The 24,362-nt window shown below is 71.5% G+C and carries 11 protein-coding genes and 1 pseudogene; 9 read left to right on the forward strand and 3 right to left on the reverse strand.

The window, feature by feature from the left end; translation table 11 throughout:
• Positions 1–3 precede the first annotated feature (3 nt).
• Positions 4–9,276 (reverse strand): DUF6603 domain-containing protein, encoded by a 9,273-nt coding sequence (locus BM414_RS21850; protein ID WP_139245980.1) that lies wholly within the window; start codon positions 9,274–9,276, stop codon positions 4–6.
• Positions 9,276–11,450 carry a hypothetical protein gene (locus BM414_RS21855; RefSeq protein WP_093582945.1) on the reverse strand — a complete coding sequence of 725 codons (2,175 nt, stop codon included), beginning with the start codon at positions 11,448–11,450 and terminating at the stop codon, positions 9,276–9,278. Before BM414_RS21855 ends, BM414_RS21850 begins: the two co-directional genes overlap by 1 nt.
• Before the next feature lie 360 nt (positions 11,451–11,810).
• Between BM414_RS21855 and BM414_RS29580 the strand changes: the two genes are divergently transcribed.
• From BM414_RS29580 to BM414_RS31480, 5 genes are all read left to right on the forward strand, one after another.
• On the forward strand, positions 11,811–11,978 hold the full coding sequence (locus BM414_RS29580; protein WP_175551727.1) for a hypothetical protein: 168 nt from the start codon (positions 11,811–11,813) through the stop codon (positions 11,976–11,978).
• The gene (locus tag BM414_RS21865) at positions 11,975–12,973 is read left to right on the forward strand and encodes a DDE-type integrase/transposase/recombinase (RefSeq protein WP_093582947.1); all 999 of its coding nucleotides are present in this window, start codon (positions 11,975–11,977) and stop codon (positions 12,971–12,973) included. The genes BM414_RS29580 and BM414_RS21865 overlap by 4 nt, the downstream gene beginning before the upstream one ends.
• Before the next feature lie 120 nt (positions 12,974–13,093).
• Positions 13,094–13,792 carry a zinc metalloprotease gene (locus BM414_RS21870; RefSeq protein ID WP_093582949.1) on the forward strand — a complete coding sequence of 233 codons (699 nt, stop codon included), beginning with the start codon at positions 13,094–13,096 and terminating at the stop codon, positions 13,790–13,792.
• Between the two features lie 36 nt (positions 13,793–13,828).
• Positions 13,829–14,833 carry a caspase family protein gene (locus BM414_RS21875; RefSeq protein WP_093582951.1) on the forward strand — a complete coding sequence of 335 codons (1,005 nt, stop codon included), beginning with the start codon at positions 13,829–13,831 and terminating at the stop codon, positions 14,831–14,833.
• Entirely contained in the window at positions 14,769–18,386 is a 3,618-nt protein-coding gene (locus BM414_RS31480) for an alpha-amylase family glycosyl hydrolase (protein ID WP_217644871.1), read from the forward strand. Before BM414_RS21875 ends, BM414_RS31480 begins: the two co-directional genes overlap by 65 nt.
• A gap of 791 nt (positions 18,387–19,177) precedes the next feature.
• Here the strand turns inward: BM414_RS31480 and BM414_RS21890 are convergent.
• A protein-coding gene (locus BM414_RS21890) for an IS3 family transposase (protein WP_093582955.1) occupies positions 19,178–20,343 on the reverse strand; the annotation gives its coding sequence in 2 pieces (ribosomal slippage) (positions 19,178–20,049 and positions 20,049–20,343; 1,167 coding nt in all).
• A 475-nt stretch (positions 20,344–20,818) separates the two neighbouring features.
• Between BM414_RS21890 and BM414_RS28625 the strand changes: the two genes are divergently transcribed.
• The 4 genes and pseudogenes from BM414_RS28625 to BM414_RS21900 all read left to right on the forward strand — a co-directional run bounded on the left by BM414_RS28625 (position 20,819) and on the right by BM414_RS21900 (position 24,316).
• Entirely contained in the window at positions 20,819–21,139 is a 321-nt protein-coding gene (locus BM414_RS28625) for a hypothetical protein (RefSeq protein ID WP_139245981.1), read from the forward strand.
• Between the two features lie 9 nt (positions 21,140–21,148).
• Positions 21,149–22,060: a DUF6338 family protein gene (locus BM414_RS28630; protein WP_245784895.1), complete on the forward strand. Its 912-nt coding sequence runs from the start codon at positions 21,149–21,151 to the stop codon at positions 22,058–22,060.
• A 430-nt stretch (positions 22,061–22,490) separates the two neighbouring features.
• Positions 22,491–23,255: pseudogene (locus tag BM414_RS21895) on the forward strand (IS701 family transposase); the annotation flags it as partial.
• 131 nt (positions 23,256–23,386) lie between these two features.
• Complete coding sequence (locus tag BM414_RS21900) at positions 23,387–24,316, forward strand: transposase family protein (RefSeq protein WP_245784896.1); 930 nt, start codon at positions 23,387–23,389, stop codon at positions 24,314–24,316.
• The last annotated feature ends 46 nt before the right edge of the window (positions 24,317–24,362 follow it).

Here is a 24,362-nt window from a genome sequence, read left to right on the forward strand (position 1 = left end):
TCATTAGCCACGCGTGCGCTCCTCGATCTCCTCGATCACGGGTACCGAACGACTGCCTGCCGGATTGGTCACGAGCACGGCGTCCGGTTCGGCCCGGAGCCGATCGGCCCACGTGGCCGGATCGCCGGTGACCCCGACCACTCCGGCGGGCCACCACCGTTCATCGCAGTCCACCACGACCTGGACGGCCTCCGGCAGGTCCACGGCGACGACCAGCGCGAGCCGGGACCCGTCCGTGAGCTCCTGCGGGTCACCGATCGCGTCGTCGAGGCGGACGGACACGCCGTCGGCGCTGGTCGCCGCGCCGGCCCTGGCGAACGCCTGCACGATGACGACCGTGGTGCCGGCCGGCAGGATCGTGGTCAGCCGGGGCTGGGTCGCGACGACCGCCGAGGCCGGGAGCCGGCGCACCTCACCAGCGCCCGGGGTGACCGCGACGGCGCGCAGCGCGGTGGCGGCCAGGACCGTGGCCCCCGGCGCCAGCAGGGTCGCCGGGCCGACCTGCACGAGCATCGAGTGCGACTGCCAGCCCGCCGGGCCGGTGTCCGCGCCACCGACGACCACAATCCGCGACGCCTCGGCGGACAGCCTGCGCGCCTGGGCGGGCACCTGCCGGCCCGGGAGCGTCAGGTCGGCCAGCGGCCCGCCGGCACCGCTGAGGGCCACCAACCGGACCCGCCCGCCGCTTCCCCGCAGCCGCAGGCGCGCAGCGCCGGGCACGTCCCAGACCGCCGCGGCGCCGGCGGCCAGCCGCACCGGTCCACCGGAGGGGCGCACCCGCGCGGCCCGGGCCTCCAGCACCGTGTGCAGCCGGGACGAGACGGCGACCGGTGCGACAGGCAGCGGCGGGGCGAGCGGCGGCGGGGCGGCGGGCGGCGGTGCGTTGTCCGGCGGTGCCGGGACGGGCGGGGCCGGCAGCGGGAGGCCGCGGACCGGCGTCTCCTCGACCAGCGTCGCCAGCGCGATCGACGACGCCGCGCCGAGGGCACCCGTCCGTTCCTCCCGCGCGCTGGGGAACCGCACCTGCACCGAACCCAGTGCCGTCACCATCGGGGCCAGCGGGTCGACGGCGAGCGCGCTGCTCCACACCGCGGCCGGGAATCCCGCGGGAGCTGCGGTGACCAGTGCCCGATCCAGCTCGGCGGCCGGCAGCGTCTGCCAGTCGACGCCGTTGAACCGCTGCACCATGACCGTGAGCACGGCCCGCACCCTCCCCGCCGACGCGGCGAAGGCCGGCCCGGCCGGCACCACGTCGACCCGGTCGGGGACGGCGAAGGGCGGGCCCTGTTCGCCGGCGGTCGCTCCCACAAGCCGCCAGGTCCGCGCGGGCATCGTGGAGCCGACAGTGAGGACGACCTCGGCACCGACGGGCAACGGATCAGCGGGCCCGCCCTTCGCCTCACCCGCACCGGGCCGCACACCGGAGGCGACGGCGACGGGCGTCGCCGGTCGGCCCGCCGTTCCGGTGCTGAGGTACTTGGTCACCACCTCCGCCCACGTTAGGAACGGTTGCGGGCTGTGCTGCCCGAACTCCACGGGGATGGTGAACCCGAGGAAGGACGCCCGGACCGACCCGTGCAGAGGTGGTCCCTCGATGTGCAGCCACGCGCCGAGCTCGCCGCCGATGTCCTTGCTGATGCAGCCGATGAAGCAGATCTCGATGTGCAGCGCGACTCCGATCGAGATCCACGCCGTGACGTCGTAGGCGAACGGGTCCCATGTGATCGTCGCGTCGAACCCGGCGGTGAGCCAGGCGCGTATCGGGCCGAAGCGGGCGGTCACCTGGACCGAGGCCCCGACCATGAGCGCGGAGTGGGTGAGCGCGAAGTACGACCCGCCCTTCACCACGATTCCGTCGGCGACCGCCCACTGCAGCCCCACCCGATCGACGCGCGGCCAGTGCGCCGGAACCGGGAAGCCGTCGCGGTAGCCACCGATCGTCAGCAGCACCTCCGGCTTGTTGAACCAGGCGACGAACGCGAAACCACCCGTGAGCCGGCAGTCCTGGCTCAGCAGCCACGAGTTGCGGGTGAGCCCCGCCCGCACCGACAGCATCATGTCGACGGTGCTGAACCGGGCCGAGAGCGCCAGCTCGACGGAGACGATCGGCGCCCCCGGCGGGAGCTGCAGCTGCAGGAGGCCGAGCAGGCCCAGCTCGAGCCCGCGGTCGAGCGCGACGTAGGCAAGTGCGGTGCCCTGCAGCAGCCCGAAGGTGGTGAACCGCACCCCGCCGGCGACCCAGAAGCTCCCGCGGCTGGGTGGCACGTCCGTGGCCACCCTGCGCAGGGCGGCCATCGGGTCGCCCTCCGTGCCGCTGAGCGCGGCGACCAGGGGGAACGTCGGCACGGCGAGGGGGTCGTCCGGGACGCGCAGCCGCCGGTTGTACCCGATGCCACCGGCCAGCCCGAGCACGAAGAAGTACGGCGGCCCGCCGAGCGGGAACGGGACCGAGACGAAGACGAACAGCGACGTGTAGCTGCCTATGTCGTCGACGGGTCGGGCGTAGCTGCCGACGGCGCTGAGAGTGCGGCCGGCGACGCTGACCGCGAGCGAGCCGTCGTACTGGACCGTACCGTTAGGGGCGGTGGTCCGCAGGAGTCCACCGACGACATTCACGACGCCCGCTTCGAACCGGAGCGCGAGCCCGGCCAGGTCCAGGCCCCACTTCTCCAGGTCCGCGGGGGCGCCGAGGGGTACCTCGAGCGTGAGGTCCTGGACCCCGATGGCGAGCGGGCCAACGGCAATGCCGCCCGTCACGCCGATGCCCACCCGCCCGTGCACGGGGGCCGGCGCGCCCTCGAATCCGAACGCCAACTCTTCGATGGTCAGCGGCCCGAACGTGCGGTGGACGGGGATCCGCACGGATGGCTGGCCGGCGAACCGGACGACCAGGCCGCCGTCGGTGGTGCCGACGAGTATCGAGACCGGCGGGTTTGCCGGCGTCGCGTCCCCGGGCCCCCGACTCTGCAGGAGCGATGCGGCCACGGGGTTGCCGCCGTTCCCGCCCGCGGCGATCGGGAGCCCGATGTCGGTCAGCTCGACAGCGCCCCGGAAGGTGTCGCTGGGCGACAGCGCGCCCGGGCCGGTCAGCGGCACGGTCACAAGCACGGTGCCGGCGATCGCGCCGATCCGCAGCACCGTCGTGTCGATGAGCGGAGCGCCGTCGGCCCGGGACAGGGCCAGGCCCACCCCACCTAGCCGCAGGCGGGGCATCACCACCGGATCGCCCGCCGCGGGAAGCGAGAGCAGCAGGACCTGCAGCCCCATACCGGTCGGGTCCCAGCCGGGTCCGGCCTCGGGCGGCACGCCGAGTCGCACGGCGACCACGAGGTCACTGGCCGGGACAGCGACCGCGCCGTGCAGGGCCAGGCCGACGACGTCACCGTCCACCGCCAGTCCGACGGCGAGACCGGTGTCGCCGAGCGCGACCTCCTGGCCGCGTAGGACGTCGACGACACCGCGAGCCAGGCCGGCGGGCTGCGGCCCACCGGGCAGGACCTCGAGGCCGGTGGCGGTGCGGGTGGCGACCCCGGCGGCGACCACGAGATCGGCCGCGGTGGGGCCGCCGGCCCACAGTTGGCGGTCCATGCCCTGGGTGCCGGCGGGCGCCGGGCGGGGGTCGAGCACCTCGATCGCGAGCCGGACGGCCACCGGGACCGCGAGCCGCCGGGCCAGCACGGCCAGCTGCTGCGGGCCGGGCAGGGCGGCGGCCGGGGCCAACGGCACGAGCACCTGATCGTCGCCGAGCGGCCGCAGCTCGATGCGGACTCCCGCGGCGGTCACCTCGGCGGCCAGCGCGGGGGTGAGGACGAGACCGCGCCCGACGTCGAAGGACGGGGCGACGGTGAGGCGCGCCGACGCTGCCGCGGTGCTGCCGCGCACCGCGATGTCCGCCGTGATCAGCCCCAGCTGCAGCCCGGTTGCGGTGATGCCGACGCCGAACGGGTCGGCCAGGTCGGCCTCCGCGACGAGTGCGCCGCCGGCGAGCACGACCCCGACGGTCGGTTCCCCGGCGGTGTGCTGCACGGTGGCCGGCCCAAGCACCCGCCCGAGCAGCGCGGCTACCGCGCCAGCGCGCGCGGGCCCGTCGCCAGTGAGGGCGCCCGACTGCACGTCCGCCACCAGCGTCGCCAGTGCGGCGCCGTCGAACGTGCCGGTGACGGCGTCGGCTATGCCGAGCGCCGACGCCACCGCGACGGCAGCATCGAGCGCATCGTGCGACCCCGGCTCCGCCGACAGCCCGGCGACCAGCTCGTCCAACACGGTGGGCAGCAGCCGACCGGCCGCGGCACCGGCGAGCGCGTCGAGGCCCGACACGGTCGGCAGCAGTGTGATCGTGGTGCCGAGCACTTCCGGGCGGAGGCTGAGGCTCACCCCGGTCGCAGTGGTCGCAAACGCGATCTCAAGGTGCTGCCACGGGCCGGGCAGGGGGATCCGCGCCGTGATGCTGCCCGAGGGTCGCGCGGCGCCCACCGGCGGCAGGCCGATCCCGACCGCCAGGTCGACCGTGACCGGGTCGTTCGGGTCGCCCGTGGACAACGGGGGATCCGTGCCGATCGACAGCTGAACCACGGACTCGGTGGCGGTGGCATCGACGGCGACGCCGCCGGGCAGAACGATCGGCGCCTCCCCGCCGTCGAGCCCGGTGAGGTCGCCGAGCGCGGCGAGCAGCGCCCGGACCCGCTGCGGGTCCAGGGCGCCGTCCCAGCTGAGCGACGCGCGCAACCAGCCGAGCGGGTCGTCCAACAGCGGCGCGATCGGGCGCAGCGCGATCCCGGTCAGCTCGCCGAGCACGGTCCCGAGCACGGCACCCGCCACGGCCGACGGGACGATCGGCAGCAGCCGGGCCCGCAGCGTCGCCGCGTCGGCCGGCAGCAGGGTCAGCGGCCCGGCCTGACCGGGCAGGCCGATCGTGACGGCGGGCCCGTCGCTCGTCGCGCGGAGAACTGTTGCGCCGGTGTCGACGACCAGCTCCCCGGCCGCGGCCGCCGCCGGGCCGGCCGTAGCGTCCACCCCGCCCCGCACGCGGGTGGTCCGGCCGACCGGCAGCCCGGCACCGGTGGTCCGCACCTCCGCGCGCCACGGCGCCGCCGTGACGACGAGCTCGACCGGCAGCCGCTGGTGGATCAGCCGCCAGGGGCCCACGCCGGCCGCCGCCCCGGCGTCCTTGTGCAAACCGAAGAGACCGGCGGTGCGGTCGAGCAACGCCGGCAGGCGCGGCGCCAGGTAGCCCGCCGGATCGGTCGCCAGCGCCGTCACCGCGTCGGCCAGCACTGTCGCTCGGCCACCGGCCCGGGCGACCAGCCCGATATCGATCAGCGCGTCGAGCACCCTACGGAGCGCCCCACCCGTGCTGGCGGCGCGCCACTGCTGGACGAGTGCGTCCAGCAGCGGCCCTCCGGCCGGGTGGTCGAGGGTCACCCGCGCTGCCCCGAACCCCGACCACCACGCGTCGTGCAGCACCAGCTCGATCCCGCCGCCGCCGGCGGTCCACCCGCGCATCTCGACCCAGCGGACCCGGGTCGTGGCAACGCTGCCGTCGCCCGGGCCACCCAGCACCCAGCCGTCCGGGGAGATGATTCGGACCCGGACCTCGACGCCGGGAGCTCCTCCGGCATCCACGCGCACGTCGACGGAGACGTCCGGCTCGTCCGGTGCGGCCGGGAGCACGAGACCGAAGCGCATCCCGTACCGCAGCTCGACCGGCTCGGTCGCCCGCGCCGGGGGCGCGGCGGTGTCCAGGGCCGACCGCAGAGCAGACCGCAGATCGTCAGGAACCACTCCGGCGACGGCCACCGCGGGCACGCTCACCTCGGGAAGGGCGGCGGCACCGCGCGCGAACGCGGCGGCCGGGAAGGGCCGGGGGACCGGCGCGATACCGGGCTCGGTCACCTGCCCGTCGAGCAGGACCCCCAGCGAGGTGACGGCGGCGCCGGCCGGGCCGGTCAGGCCATTAGCACCCAGCACCGCGACGAGCCGCACCGCCTCGGCAATCGACGACGCGCCCACGAGCACGTCCGGGCCAGCCAGCGGTGCACCTAGTGCCACCACCGCGGCGACCGCGTCGGCGTGCGCGGCCGCGAAAGCGGCCGCCACGACCCCGGTGTACGAGTGCCCGACCAGGACGATGCGCGTGCCTGCGGTGCGCACGGCACGCACCCGCTCGACGACCCGCAGGAGACGGGCGACGACGGCGTCGACCTTGGCCGTCCCGTCGTCGGCCAGGTCCACCACGTAGGCGTCGGCCGACCCGATCGCACCCAGGTCGGCCCGCATCGGGTCGATCCCGGGTCGACGCAGGGACACCCGCTCCGCGACCGGACCAGCGACCCCGACCAGCGCCTCCCACGCGCCCAACTCGGCCAGCCCACTGTCCAGCGCGACGAGCACGACATCGCCGCCGCCCGACCGGGCATCGGCGATCAGACCGGCCACGGCTGCGACCGCCTCAACGGCCGCGGGAATCCGGCCGTGGTCCGCCTGGACCAGCAACTCCGTCCACGCCGGCGAGCCCGGCAGCGCGGTCACGACCGCGATCAGGCCGTCGGAACCGGCCAACGCGTCGGCCAGCAGGTCGATCAGGCCCGCGCCCACCTCGTCCGTGACGCCGTCCAGGCCGGCCCCGAGCACACCGGCTAGCTGCAGCCGCCGTGCCAGCGCTATCAGGTCCGCGCCAGTCGGGGCGGCTCCCCAGAACCCGATCCCGTCCTCGTCGGCGTCGTCCTCCTGGTCGGCACCGATCACGGCGGCCGGCGGGGCGTCGGCGGCGAGCACGGCCGACGGCCAGCTCGACGGCGGGCCGTCGGGCGCGAGCCAGGACAGGAACTCGACCGCACTCTCCCCCGAGCGGTGCAGGGGTGCCGACCACGGCGTCGCCGCCGTTCCGGCGCCCTGCACTGGCGGCACCGAACCGGGGGGGCCGTCGACGCCGTCCGGGGTAAGCACCGCCTGCACCACCTGCAGGGCGGTCACCGGGAACGGGGTGCCGTCGCTGCCGATGGCGTCGTCGAACAGCATCGCCTGCACCGACCGGGTCAGCGCCGCCAGCGGATCGTCGAGCAGCGTCCGCAGGTCGAACGGATCGGGCGGCGGCGCCGTCGGCAGCGACGGCCACCGGCTGGTCGGGGCGCCCGCCACGGCGGCGAGCAGGCTGCCGATCGAGCCGCCCATCGCCTCGGCGCCGGCGACGACCAGTATGCGGACAGCGGCCCACAGCTCGTCCGGGCCGAGTCCGGCGCCGAGGCCGAGGTCCGGCGAGTCCGCGCCCGCGCCGGGCAGACGCACCTCGCCGAGATCCACCGTAACCCCGCCGGCGCCCAGGTGGACGCCCGCAATCGTCGCCGCCACTTTGGCGGACGCGCCCGGTGCCCAGTCGACCGTGATCGTCACCGTGTCCGCGGTGACGGTGACCCCGCCGGCTGCCGCCGGGCCGGGCAGGTCGGCGATCCGCAGCTCCAGCCGCTGGGCCCCCGGTGCGACGGCGACCGCCCCACCGTCCGGGGTCAGGTCGGCGCCGACCAGCGTCGGCTGCCACTGCAGGACCACCGACGGGGTGGTCGGCGTCGCCGCCACCTCGACGTCGGCCCGCAGGCCCAACCGGATCCGCACGTCGTCCCCGGCGCCACCGCCGCCGTCGTCCCGGCAGACCACGGCGAGTCGCACGAAGCTCCCGGCCGGCGCCGGGAGGTGGTCGAGCCTGATCAACCACGGACCGGCTGCGGAGCCCTCCACAGCCACGGCGTCGAGCGGGCCGCCGGGATCGCCACCGAGCAGGGCCCATACGGCGCGCACGAGCGGGGCGAAGCCGGCGGCGTCGGCGCGCAGCGCCCGGTAGTAGCGGGACAGTGCCTGCACAGGATCGGAGATGAGGAGCGCGGCATCGACCGCCGGAGCACCCGCGGGCCGCGCCAGCCCCATCAGGGTCAGCACCGCCTCCGCGGTGTTGCCGGCACCGGTGCCGGCAACAAACGCGTCGGCGAGAGCTGTCGCCGCACCGCCGACGAGCGCGTCGACGCTGGAGAGGTCCAGGAGCGCGATCTCGACCGGCGGGGCTCCCGGTTGGGGACGGACGCGGACCTCGTTCAGCGCCAGTAGCGGCTCGATCCGGTCGCCGGCCCAGCGCAACCCGGCCCGCACCCCGCCCACCCGGAAATCCGGATCGGCCACCGGTCCGGCGGCGTACAGCGGTCCGGCACCCCGGGGTGCGTGGACGACGATCTCCACAGAGTCCAGCAGCCCCGGTGGAAGCTCGGCGTCCAGCGGCAGGGTGAGCACCCGCGCCGCGGCCACGACGGCCGCGTCGATGGTGGGGGACGCCCAGCGCACCTGCAGGTTCACGAGGACGGCAGCGGGCGTGGGCGGCGCGGCCGCGCGGACCGCTACCGCCAAGTCGATCGCGACGTCGGCCAGCTCGAACAGCCGCACCACGGCGGGAGCGGCCTCGGTCGGCACTCCCGCGCCCGCCGACACCTCGGTGCCGAGGAGCCCGGCGAGATGGTCGAGCCAGGCACGCAGCGGCAGTTCCGCGCCGCCCGGCGCACCGACCAGCCGGGCCACCCACGCCCGGAAGGCCTCGCCGCCGGGCACGAGCGGGAGCGGAGGAACGTCGTCACCAAGGCCTAGCAGGCCCGGGAGGTGGGCGGCGACGATCCGCACCTGCTCCGGCACCTCGGGTCCGACGAACCCGAGCAGCAGCTGCACGACTCCGGCCAGCAGCGTGCCGACGGCAGCACCGGAGAGCGGGTCGAACTCGACGACCGGGGCCCCGGGTCGCTCGATCCGCAGGACGAAGCGGCACCGGTCGGCGTGCGGCGGCGCCACCAGCTCGGCGCCGGCGGCCACGGTGCCGACCGCGCCGGGGAGCTCCAGCCGAACCTCCAGGCGGGCGGGGACCTCGACGGAGGCCGCGACCGAGACCGCGGTGTTCCCCGATCCGCGCACGAGGGGCACCGCTAGAGATACCGTCACCCCGTCGGTGCGGTCGACGAGCTCGGCGGCCACCCCCAGCACGACGACCGGCGCTGCGGGCAGATCGGAGCTGTCAACCGTGATCAGGACCTGCAGCGGACCTTCCTGGACTAGGACGTAGCGCGCTCCCGCCGGCCCGGTGCTGGGCAGCAGCGCCGGCAACAGCTCGAGCAACGCGGTGCGCTGCGCGCGGTCGGACAACAGGCGGCCTACATGACCGGCCGGATCGGCGAAAAAGTCGGCCGAGATCCGCCCGTTGACCAGCACGCCGAGTGCGGTCCCGGCCGCGGTTACCGCGTCAAGGGCCATCACCGCCATCCGGCGAACGAGCCCGGGCGGGCGCTGAGCCCGTCGGGTGTCTTGTCGAGCAGGGACATCACGTACCCGAGCCGCTTGTCCGGTGAGACGCCGCGGCGGCTGCGCCGGCCGCCCAGGACCAGCAGGAAGCGCTGCAGCGTCGCGTCGTTGAGGCGATTGGTCCCCGGTACGTGCGCGGCGGCGACGGCGGCGGCGACCGAGCCCGCCTCCGTGGTCAGCGCCGCCTGGACCCGGTTCCACGCGGCCGTGATGATGTTGTCGGCGTTGAGGTCGACGAGCGCCGACGGGGCATTGATGTGCACATCGGCCGCGATGGCGGCGGCCCCCTCGGAGGAGAGCAGCTCGGTCAACTCGTGCCGATGACCGCACCACGATTGACCGGCCGTCACGGTGACCTCGCCGATCAGGCGCGTGAAGCGGAACGCAGCCTGCTGCATCTGCGTCGTCCAGACCTCGGGGGTCGTCGTCATGGCCAACCGGAACCGAGCTGCCCAATCCGGTGCAGCTCGGCGCCGGAGGGTCTCCGCGCCGTTTTTGTCCAGCTCGACCGTCCAGCCGAGCAGCTCGAACCGGCCACGGTTCTTGCCCTTGATCGGCGCCAGCTCGCCTTCGGGCAGGTTGGCGGGATCGGCGCCGGCGGTGAGCCGCAGCACCGTCGCAAACGAGGGGTAGTACTCCTCTATTGCGTTGGCTGCACCGCCCGTGAACGCCAGCGGGTTGTCCGCGACGACCGTTTGGACGGGGTCCGTGGCGATCCGTCCCTTGCTGTCGCAGATCGCCACCGCGAGGCCGTGCATGCCGAAGTGCAGGTCGAACAGCAGCGGCTCGCGGGCTCGCAGCCGCTCCAGCAGCGCCGGACCTTCCTTATTAACGTGCAACGACCACTGCTGGCAGCCGAAGGAGAGCAATGCCATGTCGGCCATCCGGACCCCATCGAGCTGTCCCTCCAGCGGAGCGATGGCGAGCGACGCCGCGATCCTCGCGGCGAAAATCTTGTCGGCCACCGTCGCCGCGGGTCCTGCCGACGGGCCGGGCCGTCCGATCGAGGCACGGTAGGCGGCGTAGACGTCCCCGGGCTTGAGCACGCCGGGCACGGCGGGGCCGAACCAGACGCTCTGGTCCCTCTTCTGCTTCGCGCTGTCGGCGCCGACCTCGATGCGCCGCCCGAGGGCCATCGCAGCTTTGCTGGATCGCGGCAGCCCGGGCGCCGAGAGGGGCGGCTCGACCTTCGCACGGGCCGGCAGCCGCTGGTCCAGCCCGAAGTATCGCTGCTGGGCGTCTTTCGGCTGCAGCAGCGCCGCGCCGAGCCGGTCGCGCGACGCACCGGCCGCGAGCACGGTGAAGCAGGCACGGAGCACGCCGTGCCCACCGGTGGTCGCAGAGACCAGGTCCAGCTCCGGGTCCCGCAACGCTGCGACCAAGGCGGTCGCCAGCTCCGCTCGACGATCGACGGGCGGTTGCCCAGTAGCCTGCAGCGCCCGCAGCACCTCGACCGTGTAGATCACCGCGTCGTAAGGGTTGCGGCGCAGCCGTTCCGCGAGGGCGGCGCCGATACCCGGCAGCGTCGTGACGGGTGCCGGCCCGATCGCGGTCAGCAGGTCGGCGGCGACCCGGGCGCGGAGCCGGTCCGGGCCCTGGTCCGCCGGGGGCCGCAAGGGATCAGCGCCAGTCAATAGGCGCGCGACCCTACCGATCCGGGAGTAGTCGGTGATCCCCCCGGCTGGCGCCGTCAGCTCCCCGACGTCGAGCACCCAGCCCGCCGCGACGTGCTGGACGGGCAGGGGCACCAGCGCGCCGACGTTCCAGTTGGCGTCCATGGCCGCCACCGAGTCCCACCCCAGTCGCCGCAACAGCAGTACGGCCATGTCGACGACCTTTGGCAACTTCCCGCGGTCCACGGCCGGCAACGTGTTGCGAGCTAGGTCGTACAGCCGATCGGCCACGCCCAGCGGCGTCGCCTCCGGACCGAGCACCACCTGCAGGAGCGGACGATCCCGATCCGGTATGGCGGTCGCTCCGGCTCCAGTCTTGACCAGGCTGCCGATCGTCAACACGATTGGCGTCTCCGGCAGGAAGTCCGCGTTCCGCGCGGCGGGACCGATCGGCAGCGGAGCGGCCGCGAGCCCGGCCGCCGCCAGTAGACCTGACACAAGCGTCGTCGGCATGCACCCGCCCCTGTGGTCCCGCGCTCGAACTCGTCGGTCGCGCGCGTCGTTACGTCTGGCTCATTCGAAGCGATTCGAACCCCTAACCTTCTGATCCGTAGTTCCAATGCTGTCGCACTCGTGGTCGGAATGTCACGTCTTGACATGGACTGCGGGACATGTACTGGGGATTGCTGCACGACCAGGTGACATCTGATCTGTGGTGCCTGGAGGTGCCGCTGAAAGGGTGTTCACCGTGCCCAAGCCCTACCCCAAGGAGTTCCGCGACGACGTCGTGAAGTTCGCCCGCAACCGTAAGCCGGGCCAGCACCTGAACAAGATCTCGGCCGACTTCGGGATCAGCGAGTCCTGCCTGACGAAGTGGATGAAGGCCCCCGACGTCGAAGACGGGTCAAGCCCGGCACCACGGCGGCGGAGAACGCCGACCTGCCGGAGGCCCGCAAGCGGATCCGGCTGCTGGGGCAGGAGAACGAGGTCCTGCGCCGCGCGGCGGCCCATCTGTCCCAGGCGAACCTGCCGGGAAAATGATCTACCCGCTCGTCCAAGAGCTCGCCGTCAACGGCATCCCCGTGACGGTGACGCGCCGGGTCTTGAAGATTGCCTGCCAGCCCTACTACCGGTGGCTGACCGCCCCGGTCACCGCCAGCGACCTGGTCGCCGCCTACCGGGCCGACGCGCCGTTCGACGCCCACCGGGACGACCCGGAGTTCGGCTACCAGCTGCTCCTCGAGGAGGCCGCCGCGAACGGGCAGCCGATGACCGCGCGCACCGCCTGGGCGATCTGCGCGGCCAACCGGTGGTGGAGCGCGTTCGGCAAGCCCAGTCGGGGCAAGGGCGCCCGGCCCGGACCGCCGGTGCACGACGACCGGGTCAACCGGGTGTTCTCCGCGCAGGAGCCCAACCAGCTGTGGCTGACCGACATCACCAAGCACCGCACCGCCGGGGGCAAACTCCACCTGTGCGCGGTCAAGGACGTGCACTCCAACTGGATCGCCGGCTACTCCATCAGCGACCGGGTGAAGTCGCGGCTCGCGGTCACCGCCCTGAACAACGCCGTCGCCCGGCACCACGCCGACGGCGCGGACGTGGCCGGCTGCATCGTGCACTCCAATCGCGGCTTGCAGTTCCGCAGCCGGAAGTTCGTCCATGCGCTCAACCGGCATGAGCTGTCCGGATCGATGGGCCGCGTCGGCGCAGCCGGTGATAACGCGGCCATGGAGTCCTTCTTCGCACTGCTGCAGAACAAGCTGCTCGACCGCCGTGCCTCGTGCCTCGTGGCTCTGGGGCGCATGGGACTGACAGACAGTGAAGGCACGCATAGGTCATGGGGGCTATGGCCGAGCCGGGGTGCTCCGTATGCCCGCTTCCTCGTCGACTGCAACAGCATGCGTGGATGTGATCAATCAACCGAGAGCCGACGACGTGGTCGAGGTCTCACGAAGAGGTTCGTGGGACCACTGGATATGGGCGAGGTCGGTGGAAGGCAGTTCCGATCGCGGCTCTTGGCAGGCGCGACCACCTGAGGTTTGACCGTGCACTCCGCCCTCACGACGCTAGAGCGGGCGGAGGGAGAACTCCGTGGAGCACTCCGCTAGCGGTGACTTCCGCGCACCGCGGCCGAGTCCGAGGGAAGGCGGCCATACATGGACGACATCGAGCTCCGTGACATTCGCGTATGCATTGACCGCAAGGTCCCGCCCAAGACCGCCAACGAGCGGATGGCTCTCGTTAAGGGCTCGTTGTGGCCACCCAACATTGGCGTCACGGTGTCCTTCCTCGACGGAGAAGAGATCCTGCACCAGCGGGTTCGAGACGTCGCCCGGCAGTGGGAGGACTACGTCGCCCAGTTGAGATTCTTCTTTAGGGACGGTGTCGACCGCAGAGCCGATATCCGCATCTCCTTCACCGAGCGGGGCTCCTGGTCCTACATCGGCACGGACTGCCTCTCGATTACCGGCGACCGGCCCACCATGAACTTCGGCTGGCTGTCCGCGACGAGCCCGGAGGAGGAGCTCCGCCGCGTGGTGTTGCACGAGTTCGGTCATGCTCTCGGCTGCCTCCATGAGCACCAGAATCCCGCCGGGGGGATCAAGTGGAACAAGGACGCGGTTTACGCCTACTACGCCGGGCCTCCGAACTACTGGTCCAAGGAAGATGTAGACCACAACCTCTTCGATGTCTACAACAAAGACCTGACCGTGTACACCAGCGTGGACCCGCGATCGATTATGATGTACCCGATCGACCGCCGGTTCACCCTCGACGGACTCGAGGTCAGGCTCAACACGGACTTGTCCGACCAGGACAAGCGATTCATCGGCGGTCCTGAGGCCTACGGGTGAGCGAGACGGCGGTGACTTCGCGCCGGAGGTGGGCAGATGGCAAACGATGACCATGCAATCGTTGTCGGGGTCTCCTACTACCCTGCTCTCGGGGACCTGGACGGACCTGAGAACGACGCTCGCGACTTCGCCTCTTGGCTCGAGTCGCGCACGGGCGGGCAGGTGCCCGAGGAACAGGTCGTCACCATCCTCTCGAGCTGCTACCGGCGTCCTGCGCGGCCCAATCGAGCAGAGCCCACGACGGAGGCTCTTCGCAACGCCATCGATGATCTTGTCGAGCTCGGGGACACGACGGGCCGGATTGGGCGACGCCTCTACCTCTTTCTCGCGGGGCACGGCTTCGCTCCCGATCTTGAGGAGACGGCGCTGCTGATGGCAAACGCCGCCCGAGGCCGTACCGGTCACCACGTGCCCGGGCGCCGCTATGCGGACTGGTTCCGCAAGTCTCCCTACTTCGACGAGGTGGTGCTGTTCATGGATTGCTGCCGCGAGAACTACCCGCGGAGGCCGCTGCAGGCCGTGCACCTCGATGACATCGCCGGCACGCAGCCGGCCCGGTTCTTCTACGGCTTGGCGACGGAGTTCTCGCGCGCCGCCCGCGAGCGGCCCGACCAGCGCGGGGTAGTCCACGGTGTCTTCACCCGCGCCCTGCTGAACGGGCTCGCGACCCCACCGGCGGGTGGACAGGCGATCACCGGGAGCTGGCTCGAACGGTTCGTCTACAACGAGCTGACCACGGCGCTGCCTGACCAGGAGCGCCAAGAGCCGAAGTTCTCCTACGACCGTATGAACGAGATCGTCTTCGCCGGTGCCAATCCGGTCTACCAGGCTCCGTTCCGGATCCGCATCACCGCCGGCGCCGCCGGCCCGGACCCCGAGCTGCAGGACGGATCGTTCACGCAGGTGGCATCGGTGAGCCGAGCCGGCAGGATCTGGGAGTGGGCGCTGGGGCCGGGGCTGTACCGATACGGCCCGCGTGGCGGCCCTTACCGGACACTCGAACTGGTCGGAGAGGGCCGGGTCGTCGATGTCGATATCTGAGGCCCACCCCGACGACGTCCAACTCCTCGCCACCGCGCCCCCGGGCACGGAGATCTTCGTCATCGACCACGGCTTCCGGCTCCGCGCCCGAGGGATCGGCGGAGTGGCGCAGGCGTTGGAGCCCGGTCTCTATAAGGTGAAGTTTCGGTCAGGCTCCGCGATCCACGAGATGCATCAGGCACTCGAGCCCGGGGCCGGGACGGTGATCGTGACCGCGCCACCGCTCCTGTTCTCCTCCGCGGCCCCCCTCGCGGACACTGCAAAGAGCCACGAGTACCACCAGGACGCCGCCGCGGCGCTCAGCCGCGAGGTCCATGCCCGAGTCGGCTACGGGAGCGAGGTCTTCGTCTTCGCGCGAGCGTGGTCGCCCACCGGCACGTCACCGCGGGGCAACCCCGCCCGTGCCCTGCAGCTCCTCGACCTCGGCGGAGCGCCGCTCATTGAGCTGGAGACGCGGTCGCGTACCAACCTCGCAGCGGCGGACCCGTGGGCGGGCTGCACCGTGCAGGTCACCCCGGGCGCGTACCGGTTGCGACTCGACGCGGCGCCCTGGGGCAGGCTGGAACAGTTGGTCGTCGCCGCTCCGCACTGGCAGACCCAAGTGTTCGTTCTAGGTGCGGAAGACCCTCGCGACGACGCGCCACCGTGGCACGTCGACCTCGCCCGCGCGACGGTCCTGCAGTCACGACTGGGGCGGGGCTTCGACCCAGCACACGACCAACAGCGGCTTACCGACCTGGCCCGCCTCGCGCTGGTCAACGGGCGGAGCGTGGTGCCCGCGCAGGAGCTCGTGGACATGCTCGGCGGTCCCGAGGCCGACCCGATGCTCGGGATCCTCGCCGGGCACGCCCTGGTGCTCGCCGGCGCCGCGAACGCCGACCTGCTCGCCGACGTGGTCACCAGGCTGCGCGCGCTCCTCGGTCGGCACCCCGATGTGGAGGCGCTAGCCCTGATCACCCCGGTGGCCGACCCGGCGTACCGGTTCACCATCCCCCCGATGCTCACGGCCAGCTGGAGGCTGGTCGTCGACGCCTCGTCGCGCCGACCGGATGTGGTGCCGGCCGGCTCTCTCGCCGCGTGCGTGTCCCCGGCGCTGTGGGGGAACGGGCCGTGGCTGCAGTGGCAGACCGAGGAGATGCTCCAGCCCGGGGACTCATCTGCAGATGGCGCGGGACTGGCGGAGGTGGCGGCACGGATCGCCGACGCGGGGGCGCGTCTGGAGCCAGAGCGGTGGCGCGAGCTCGTCGACGAGGAGCTCGGTGACCTGGAGGAGGCCCTTCTCGTCCGGCTCGCGGGCCCCCCACCGACGAGGCACGAAGGACGCGGCCAGCTGAGATCGCGACCCCCGCACGCCCCGGCGAGCATGCCGTCCGCCACATCGGCCCCCGGTGGGCCGGCGGCGCGCGGCGCCGATATCGCTGCGGGGCTGGGCATGCCAGCGGGCGCACTGGGCGCCGTCGCCGACCGGCTGCTCTCCCGGTTGGAGCACCTCGCGCCGGATGCCCCTGACCGCGCGTCGATGGCGCCGGGCGGTCCGGTCACCGACATCGCGCGGCGCAGGCTCGGGTCGTTCGTGCTGTGGCGCCCCGGTCGGACGGACCCGCCTCCGACACTTGTCATCGGTCGCCCTGCGTCGGGCAACCCGCCGACGCTGGACGACATGACGTTCCATCCGCTGACCCCGGATCCAGCGATCCCCGACCTCTGGCAGGTCACCGCTGCCGCGTGCAACCTCACCGAGGGCACGGTCTATCACTACTGGTTCCAGGTCGGCGACACGAGGCCGGGTCGGCCCGGCTTCACCGTATGGCGCACCGACCCGCTGGCGAGCACGGTCGACTGGAGGTTGCTGTCACCGCCGTTGCCCCCGCCCTACACCCAGGACGACCGGTGGCCCGCATCGGTGATCAAGCTCCGCGGCGGGCTGCTCGTGGAGTGCGATCCCGGCGGTGAGGAGCCGGACTGGTCGAGGGACGGCGGGCTGCTGGCCTTGCCCGCCAATAATCGCACCGTCTACTACAAACTGCCCTCCCGCTGGGCCCGCGGCTCTCCGGAGGGCGGTATCGAGGTCGCCGCCGGCACGTTCCAGGACGTGCTCGCCCTGGTGGACGCCGACGCCGCCCCCGGGACGTTTCGCGGCGTCGCGGCGCTCGCTCCCGGACGAGCGCACCTGGTCGATCTAGGGGTGACCACGCTCGAGCTGGCACCCGTCGCCGACAGTTGGGTGACACGCGACTGGGGCTACGCCACCAGCAACTACTTCGCACCCGACCACGACCTCGGCTGCCCCCCGCAGAGCAGCTCACCCACATCTAGCCGGGACTTCGCCCGACTGGTCACCGCATGTCACCGGCATGGCATCCGAGTGGGATATGACGCCGTCATGGCGTTCGGGCAGCGCGATCCCTATTCGGAGATCAACTTTCTCGACTTCCACGTCCAGTGGGGCAGCGGGGACCCGGAGCAGTCCGACCGGGACGGCTTCGGCGGCGATCTCTGGAAATACGGGTGGCGAACGCGCGGGTACGACCCGATCGAAGGCCGAATCACCGAGGTCGAGCCCGCTCGCCGCTTCATGCTGGCCCACGCTGCGCGGTGGGCTCACGAGAACCGGATGGACAGCATTCGGATCGACAGCGTCAACAACGTGCGGAACCTCGACTTCATCGCGGAGTTCACCCGATTCGCCCGAGAGCTCGCGCGCGACCGTGCCGTGGCGGCCGGCTTGCCTGTCAGCGCCGCCGACGAGCGGTTCCTCGTAGTCGGCGAGGAATTGTCCGTCCCGGTCGCGCTGGTCCGGGAAGGGCGCCTCGACGCCCTGTGGAACGAGCGGTTCAAGCACGCGATCCGCTCCGCAATCCTGGGCGAGACCGGCGAGGGTGATGATGACTTCGAGCGAACGGTGCGCAAGCTCGTGGACTGCCGGGAGCTGGGATTCGCGGACGGCGCCCAGGCGGTCAACTACGTGACATCCCACGACGTGGAGGGATACCGCAACGAGCGCCTGTATGACTTCCTGGTGAACAACGGGGTCGGGCGCACCGAAGAGCGGATTAAGCTGGCCTTCGTCTGCCTGCTGACCGCCGTGGGCATCCCGATGATCCTCGCGGGTGAAGAGTTCGCCGACCAGCACGACCTACCCATCGCCTCTGCCAAGCAGGTGGACCCGGTGAACTTCGACCGGCTGTCCGAGGAGTGGAGGCAGCGGGTCTTCCGCCACGTGAGCAGGCTGGTGCGGCTCCGGCAGACGTCGGAGGCCCTGTCGGTCAACGACACGGAGTTCATCCACGTCGACCTCACCGCCGGCCGTCGTGTGTTCGCCTGGCGCCGCGGCGCACCCGGTCAGAGGCCAGTGGTCACGGTCGCCAACTTCAGCGACTGGGGCACTCCCGAGCCGCAGGACCCGCGCTCCGAGTATGTCATCGGGAACTGGCCACTCACCCCGAGCGGTGAGCTGTGGCGGGAGGTGACGCAGGACCGCGCCGTCCCGCCGGAGTGGGTCGGGCGAGAGCCGCTTTATCCGTGGGAGGCCAAGGTCTATGCCCTTACCTGAGCGCGGTAGGCGTGCGTCGCCGGTCACGGCTGAGCCGCGGTCGGCGACCCTGTCCACAGTGCGGACCGGGCGACTTCCCGCAGAGCGAGACCACGGGAAGGGCCCAGGCGCGACGGGTCGGCGGTTGCCGCGACCGTCGCGTGCCGCTTCATCCTTGACTGGGGGCGTGAGTACCGCGCGGGTGGCGATGCGGGTGGAGCTCCGCGTCATCGTCATGGGCATACGACCGGCCCGACGGGCTGGCGCCTACTCGCTGACCTCGAGCGCGAGGGCCTCGCCGGGCCGAAGCTACGCGTCTGCAACGACGCATTGCCGCGGCTGTGCGCGGCGCTGGACCGATGGGTGGCCGCGCTTGGGTGCGCGCTGCAATGGACGTAGGCGACCCACGGCATCCGCCACTCATGGCAGTGGAGGAACGTGATCCTCGCCGACCGGCGGGCTGCAGCCGACGACGACCGACCCGTGCTGGTACTGCAGGACGACGTGCGGTTGTGCCGCGACTTCACGCAGCGGGCGACACGCCTCATCGCGGGCATCTTCGATCCGGCGAAGGTGACGCTGCACCTCTACCTGACGGCGGAGCGATCGCCGCTCCGCGCGACCTGCGGGACGGGGTTGCGGCGAGGCCGGTCGGGGACGTCACGCGCACCGGGTGGGTCGACATGGGCGCCTTCCTCGCCCACCCCCCGGCTGTTTGAGGCTCTGGGCTGGCGGCTCGACCCGGTACCGGTGACCCGCTGGAGGACGAACGGGACTGCCCCGCCTTCAGTTGACTCGTTCGGTAGGGGCGGTCAGGCCGCGTGAGCGGCCCGGGTCAGTGTCTCGAACTCGATGGGCGTGAGTCGTCCGAGGCGGCGTTGCCGGCGGCGCCGGTGGTAGGTCTTCTCGATCCAGGTGATGATCGCCAGCCGGAGGTCCTCTCGGGTGGTCCAGCGCTGCCGGTCGAGGACGTTGCGCTGCAGGAGGGCGAAGAAGGACTCCATCGCGGCGTTGTTGCCGCAGGCGCCGACGCGGCCCATCGAGCCGATCAGGCCGTTGTTCTTCAGCGCGGTGACGAAGGCGTTCGAGCGGAACTGACTGCCGCGGTTGGAGTGCACGATCGTGCCGGTCGGTGCCCGCAGGGCGATGGCGTTGCGCAGCGCGGTCGCGGCCAGCGCCGCGGTCATCCGGGCGTCCATCGAGTAGCCGACGATCCGCCCGGAGTGCACGTCCTTGATGGCGCAGAGGTAGAGCTTGCCCTCGCTGGTGGGGTGCTTGGTGATGTCGGTCAGCCAGACCGCGTTGGGTGCCGCTGCGGTGAACTGGCGGTCGACCAGGTCGTCGTGCACCGGCGGGCCGGCCTTGCGGTTCAGGCCCCGCTTGTTGGCGAACACCGACCAGATCCGCTGCTGGGAGCACAGCCGGGTGACCCGGTTCTCACCCGCGGTCAGGCCGCGTTCGCGCAGCTGATCGGCGATGAACCGGTAGCCGAACGCCGGATCGTCGTGGTGGATGTCGTAGGCGGCGTTGATCAGGTGTGCGGCGTCCCAGTCGCGCCGACTGACGGGATCGGCGCACCACTTGTAGAAGGCCTGCTTGGAGAAGCCCAGCACCCGGCAGGTCATCGCGACGGGGATCCTCTCGGCGGCGAGTTCACGGACCAGCGGGTAGATCATTGTGGGAGGACGTCGCGGGCGAAGTAGGCCGTCGCCCGCCGCAGGATCTCGTTCTCCTGCTCGAGCAGCTTGTTGCGCCGGCGCAGCTCGCGCAGCTCCGCGGACTCGTCCGTGCTTCCGCCGCCGCGGTCGCTCGAGGTCGGCGGGGCGAGGCCGTCCTCGCGGTCGGCGATCTTCAGCCACCGCTGCAGACAGGACTCCGAGATCCCAAAGTCCCGGGCCACCTGGGCGACCGACGCCTCGCCCTTGCGGGCCACGGCGATCACGTCACGACGGAACTCCGCCGGGAACGGCTTGGGCACGATGCTGATCCTTCCAGCGAGGCCGCAGCCTCACAGGCGAGGAGTCAACCGAACCGGGGGCAGTCCCCTGCTCCGCCCTGGTCACCGTCGGACCGAACCGCAAGGTCCGCTGCACCGGCGGCATCGGTCACGGGCCGGCCGAAGACATGCACCAGAGCCTCCTGCTTGTGACACTGCCTGACGGCCGAGAACACGCCGCCTCGCCGGGTGGAGCACCACGCCGAGCCCGTGGGAGCAGGATCTTCTTTATCGCGCGGACTGACGCCTCGGGCGGCCCTGAGGGCTCCTCCATCCGCCTACTGGAGCCATGCGTCGCGACGCAAGACACAAACTGTAAAGGCGCGCCGAGTCTCGCTGCGACTGGCGTGTCGAGGTGCTAGTGCCCCTAGTCCGCCGTCACGTGAGGTGGCACCGTGCGGGGTCGCCGAACGGCTAATGCCGAACCATTGGTATCCACGGCGAGGGGGACCCACTCATGTCTGACGAGAACACGCCGGAGGTCGAGGCTCTGCGCTCCTCTCGACGAGCGCAAGAGGCAGCAACCGCCGCCTCGGATGCTGCCAAAGAGGCGAAAGTAGCAGTTGAGCGCATCGTCGAGCCAACACTCAGCGACGACGAGAAGGGAGAAGCCGCGGAACCGGTGCGCGAGGAGGCGCCTGGGGTGACGACTGAGGCGGTCCCGGTTGAAATCAGCAAGGTAGAGATGGGGTCCACGTACGGATTCTCAAGTCCGTATCGCTATGTCACGGGCTCAGACGGCATCAGAGAGGGCGGCGAGGGCGAGGGTCGAGTGTGACCCACGGCCATGACTCCTGAGTCAGTCATCACGTTTGCGGCCTTTCTCCTCTTAGTGGCGCCAGGGTTGCTGTTCGAATTACTGAGAGAACGCAGACGCCCAGCCATGGAGGAAACCACATTCAGGGAGGCCAGCAGGATTGCGTTGGCAAGTTTGGCATTCAGCGGCACTGCTACGGGTATCCTAGCCGTAGTCCGAATCTTGCAGCCCGCCTGGATGCCCGACCCCAGACGCTGGCTTGAGTCTGGCCAAACCTACGTGGAGGACGAGTATCGCCTCATCGTCCGAGCGGTGGTGGTGGAGGTCGTCCTTGCCCTAGCCCTCGCCATTGCGTTTGACTTATTGCTGCGCAAGCGGGCTCGAGGCGACATGGCCAACGGCGGGATCTGGTACCAATTGCTGCGAGCGGAAGTGCCCGCCGATAAAGTCCCTTGGGTGAGCCTTAAGCTGAAGAACGGACCGTATATCGCAGGCTACGTCGCTCGATATAGCACTGGCAAGGAACTCGACGACAGGGAGATGGTCCTTAAGCACAACCCTGCAAACACCGGGATGAAACTGCAGCCGCAGGAGGCCGGGTCAGGCCTTGAGCGACTCGATGGGTGGGATCGTGTCGTTGTCCCTGGAAGTGAGATTCAGTACTGGAAGCTTGAGTACCGCCCCATAGCGCCTGTTCCGACCGGCGTTAGGTCAGCCCAGCGAGGAACATTGCGCCTGCTGCACCGCACATCGACTCCACAGGCAGCTCAAGGGAAACCGCCCTCGGCCAAACAAGGGCTGACAGGCACGAAGGCGGGATCGCTCGCCCGCCTTCGCGACCGGGTTCGACCGAAGGCACTCGGCGTGCGCGGCGGGGTCGGCACGGCTCCGTTACGCCAGCAGCGCCGCAGGGGTATGTCGGGCCGGCCGGTCGACGACTGAAGCACGGGTGTCTGTACTCGCCTTGGGAACGTCGAGGAGCGCATGATTTCCCCGACGACCTGCAGGATCGATGTCTCGCTGCGCGATTTGGCGTCCTGAGCGAGGCCAGCAGGAGCCTTCGGGGCCTTACGGACGGTCACAGCCGCTTTCAAGGGCCCACGATTCGGCTGCCCGGGAAGCGAGCCACCTCCCGCGGTCCGTCGAGACGCTCGGGCAAGGGGTGGACCCCAGGTCCCCCCTCCAACCTCATCTGATCACCTCTCGGTTTATCACTACAGCCGCACTTGTTTCGGCAAAGTTCGGCGTACCTGTCTGGCTGAGGCGAGGGTGCTGACCACGGTGGGCGGATGGCCGAGGATGTCACCGTGGCCGAAGTCGCCGGCTGGGCCGTGGGGCTGGATGAGGTGCTCGAGCGGATCGGGCCCGTGGTTTCGCGCGTGCCGAACCACGGGCCCGAGCTGGGGTGTACCTACGGGGCCTGTTGTCGCAGACGGAGCGCAAGAACGGCTGGACGCTGGCCGAGCAGGCCGGCGATGCCACTCCCGACGCTATGTAGCGGCTGCTCAACCACGCCGGCTGAAACGCCGACCGGGTGCGCGATGACCTGCGTAACTACGTCGTTGAGCATCTCGGGGACGAGGCCGCGGTGCTGGCGGTCGATGAGACCGGGTTCGTGAAGAAGGGCAGCAAGTCCGCCGGGGTGGGCCGGCAGTACTCCGGCACCGCCGGGCGGATCGAGAACTGCCAGATCGGCGTGTTCCTCGCCTACGTGACTCCGGCCGGGCGGACCTTCCTCGACCGGGAGTTGTATCTGCCGAAGGCGTGGATCGATGATCGGGACCGGTGCGCCGGAGCCGGCATCGGCTCAGAGGTGCCGTTCCGGACGAAACCGGAGTTAGCGCTGGCGATGCTGACCCGCGCGCTGGACGCCGCAGTTCCGGCCGGCTGGGCCACCGCCGATGAGATCTACGGGCAAAACGCCGCCCTGCGCCTGGCCCTGGAGGAGCGCGGCCTGCCCTACGTGCTGGCCGTGCCGGTCAACCAGTACACGGTCGGCAACCCCGAGGGCCGGATCGGCCAGTACCGGGTCGACGCGCTCTCCGCCGCGGTGCCCGAGGAGGCCTGGACCCGATTGTCGGCCGGCGAGGGCGCCAAGGGTCCCCGGTTCTATGACTGGGCCCGGGTGCCCATCCGGCCGTTGTCGGAGCACTCTCAGGGTCTAACGACCTCGTGCATGGTTAGCGGGCGGCTTGCTCGTGAAGGACGGAGCAGGGTCGTGGTGTGTCCAGGAGCCTGGCCCGAGCCGCTGCTGTCGCCGATCGCCGGGTGACCGGACTGTCCCGGGAAGTGCTGGCTGAGCTGGTCGCCGAGCTAGGGCCGCGCTGGCAGGCACGCCAGGACGCGCGGCTGGCCGATCGGCCGCGCCAGCGGGCGGTCGGCGCCGGTGCAAGGCACCGGCTGGTGTTCATCGACCGGTTGCTGGCCACCCTGGTGCACCTGCGGCACGGGGTCACTCACGACGTTTTGGCGTGCTGGTTCGGGGTGTCCCGGTCGACGATCACCCGGGCGGTCGGGGAGGTGCGTCCGCTGCTGGCCGAGCGCGGCTGCACCGTCGAGGGCGGGATCCGGCTGCGCACGCTGGCCGATGTGGTCGCTCATCTGGGCGCCACCGGGCAAGTCGGTCTGCTCGATGCCACCGAGGTCCGGGTGCGCCGCCCAGCGGCCCACAAGGCCGGCCGGGCTCGGTTCGTCTCGGGCAAGGCCCGCGCGAACACGGTCAAGGCGCTGGTGATCACCGACGCGGAAGGGCGGCTGCTGTTCTGCGGGCAGACTCGTCCGGGCTCGATCCATGACCTGACCCCGGTTCGCCAGGCCGGCCTCGTGGAGCTGCTGGCCCTCACCCCGGGGGTCACCCTGCTGGCCGACGCCGGCTACCAGGGGCTGAGCACCCAGACCGCCGGCGCGGTCATCACTCCGCGGCCGGCCCGGCGGAAGAACCAGATCCAGATCTTCCCCGCCGTCGCCGCGGCACACGAGGCGGAACGCAGGGCTCACGCGTCCAAGCGCATCCGGGTCGAGCACGGCATCAGCCACCTGAAGAACTGGCGAGCCCTCTCGCGTCACCTCGGCCGACGCGAAGACTTCGACACCATCCTGCGTGCGGTCGCCGGACTGGTATCCAGCCAGGAACGAGCCCCACGCCCCGAACCGCTCCATCGCTCGACGAAGGCTTTACCGGCCGGCACCGCCGCGTGATCGCACTGGCCCCGAGCAGGTCAACGATCGCCCGCCGCTTACCATG

Origin of the sequence: Geodermatophilus amargosae (assembly GCF_900116515.1) — a bacterium.
In the GTDB taxonomy this organism is placed as follows: domain Bacteria; phylum Actinomycetota; class Actinomycetes; order Mycobacteriales; family Geodermatophilaceae; genus Geodermatophilus; species Geodermatophilus amargosae.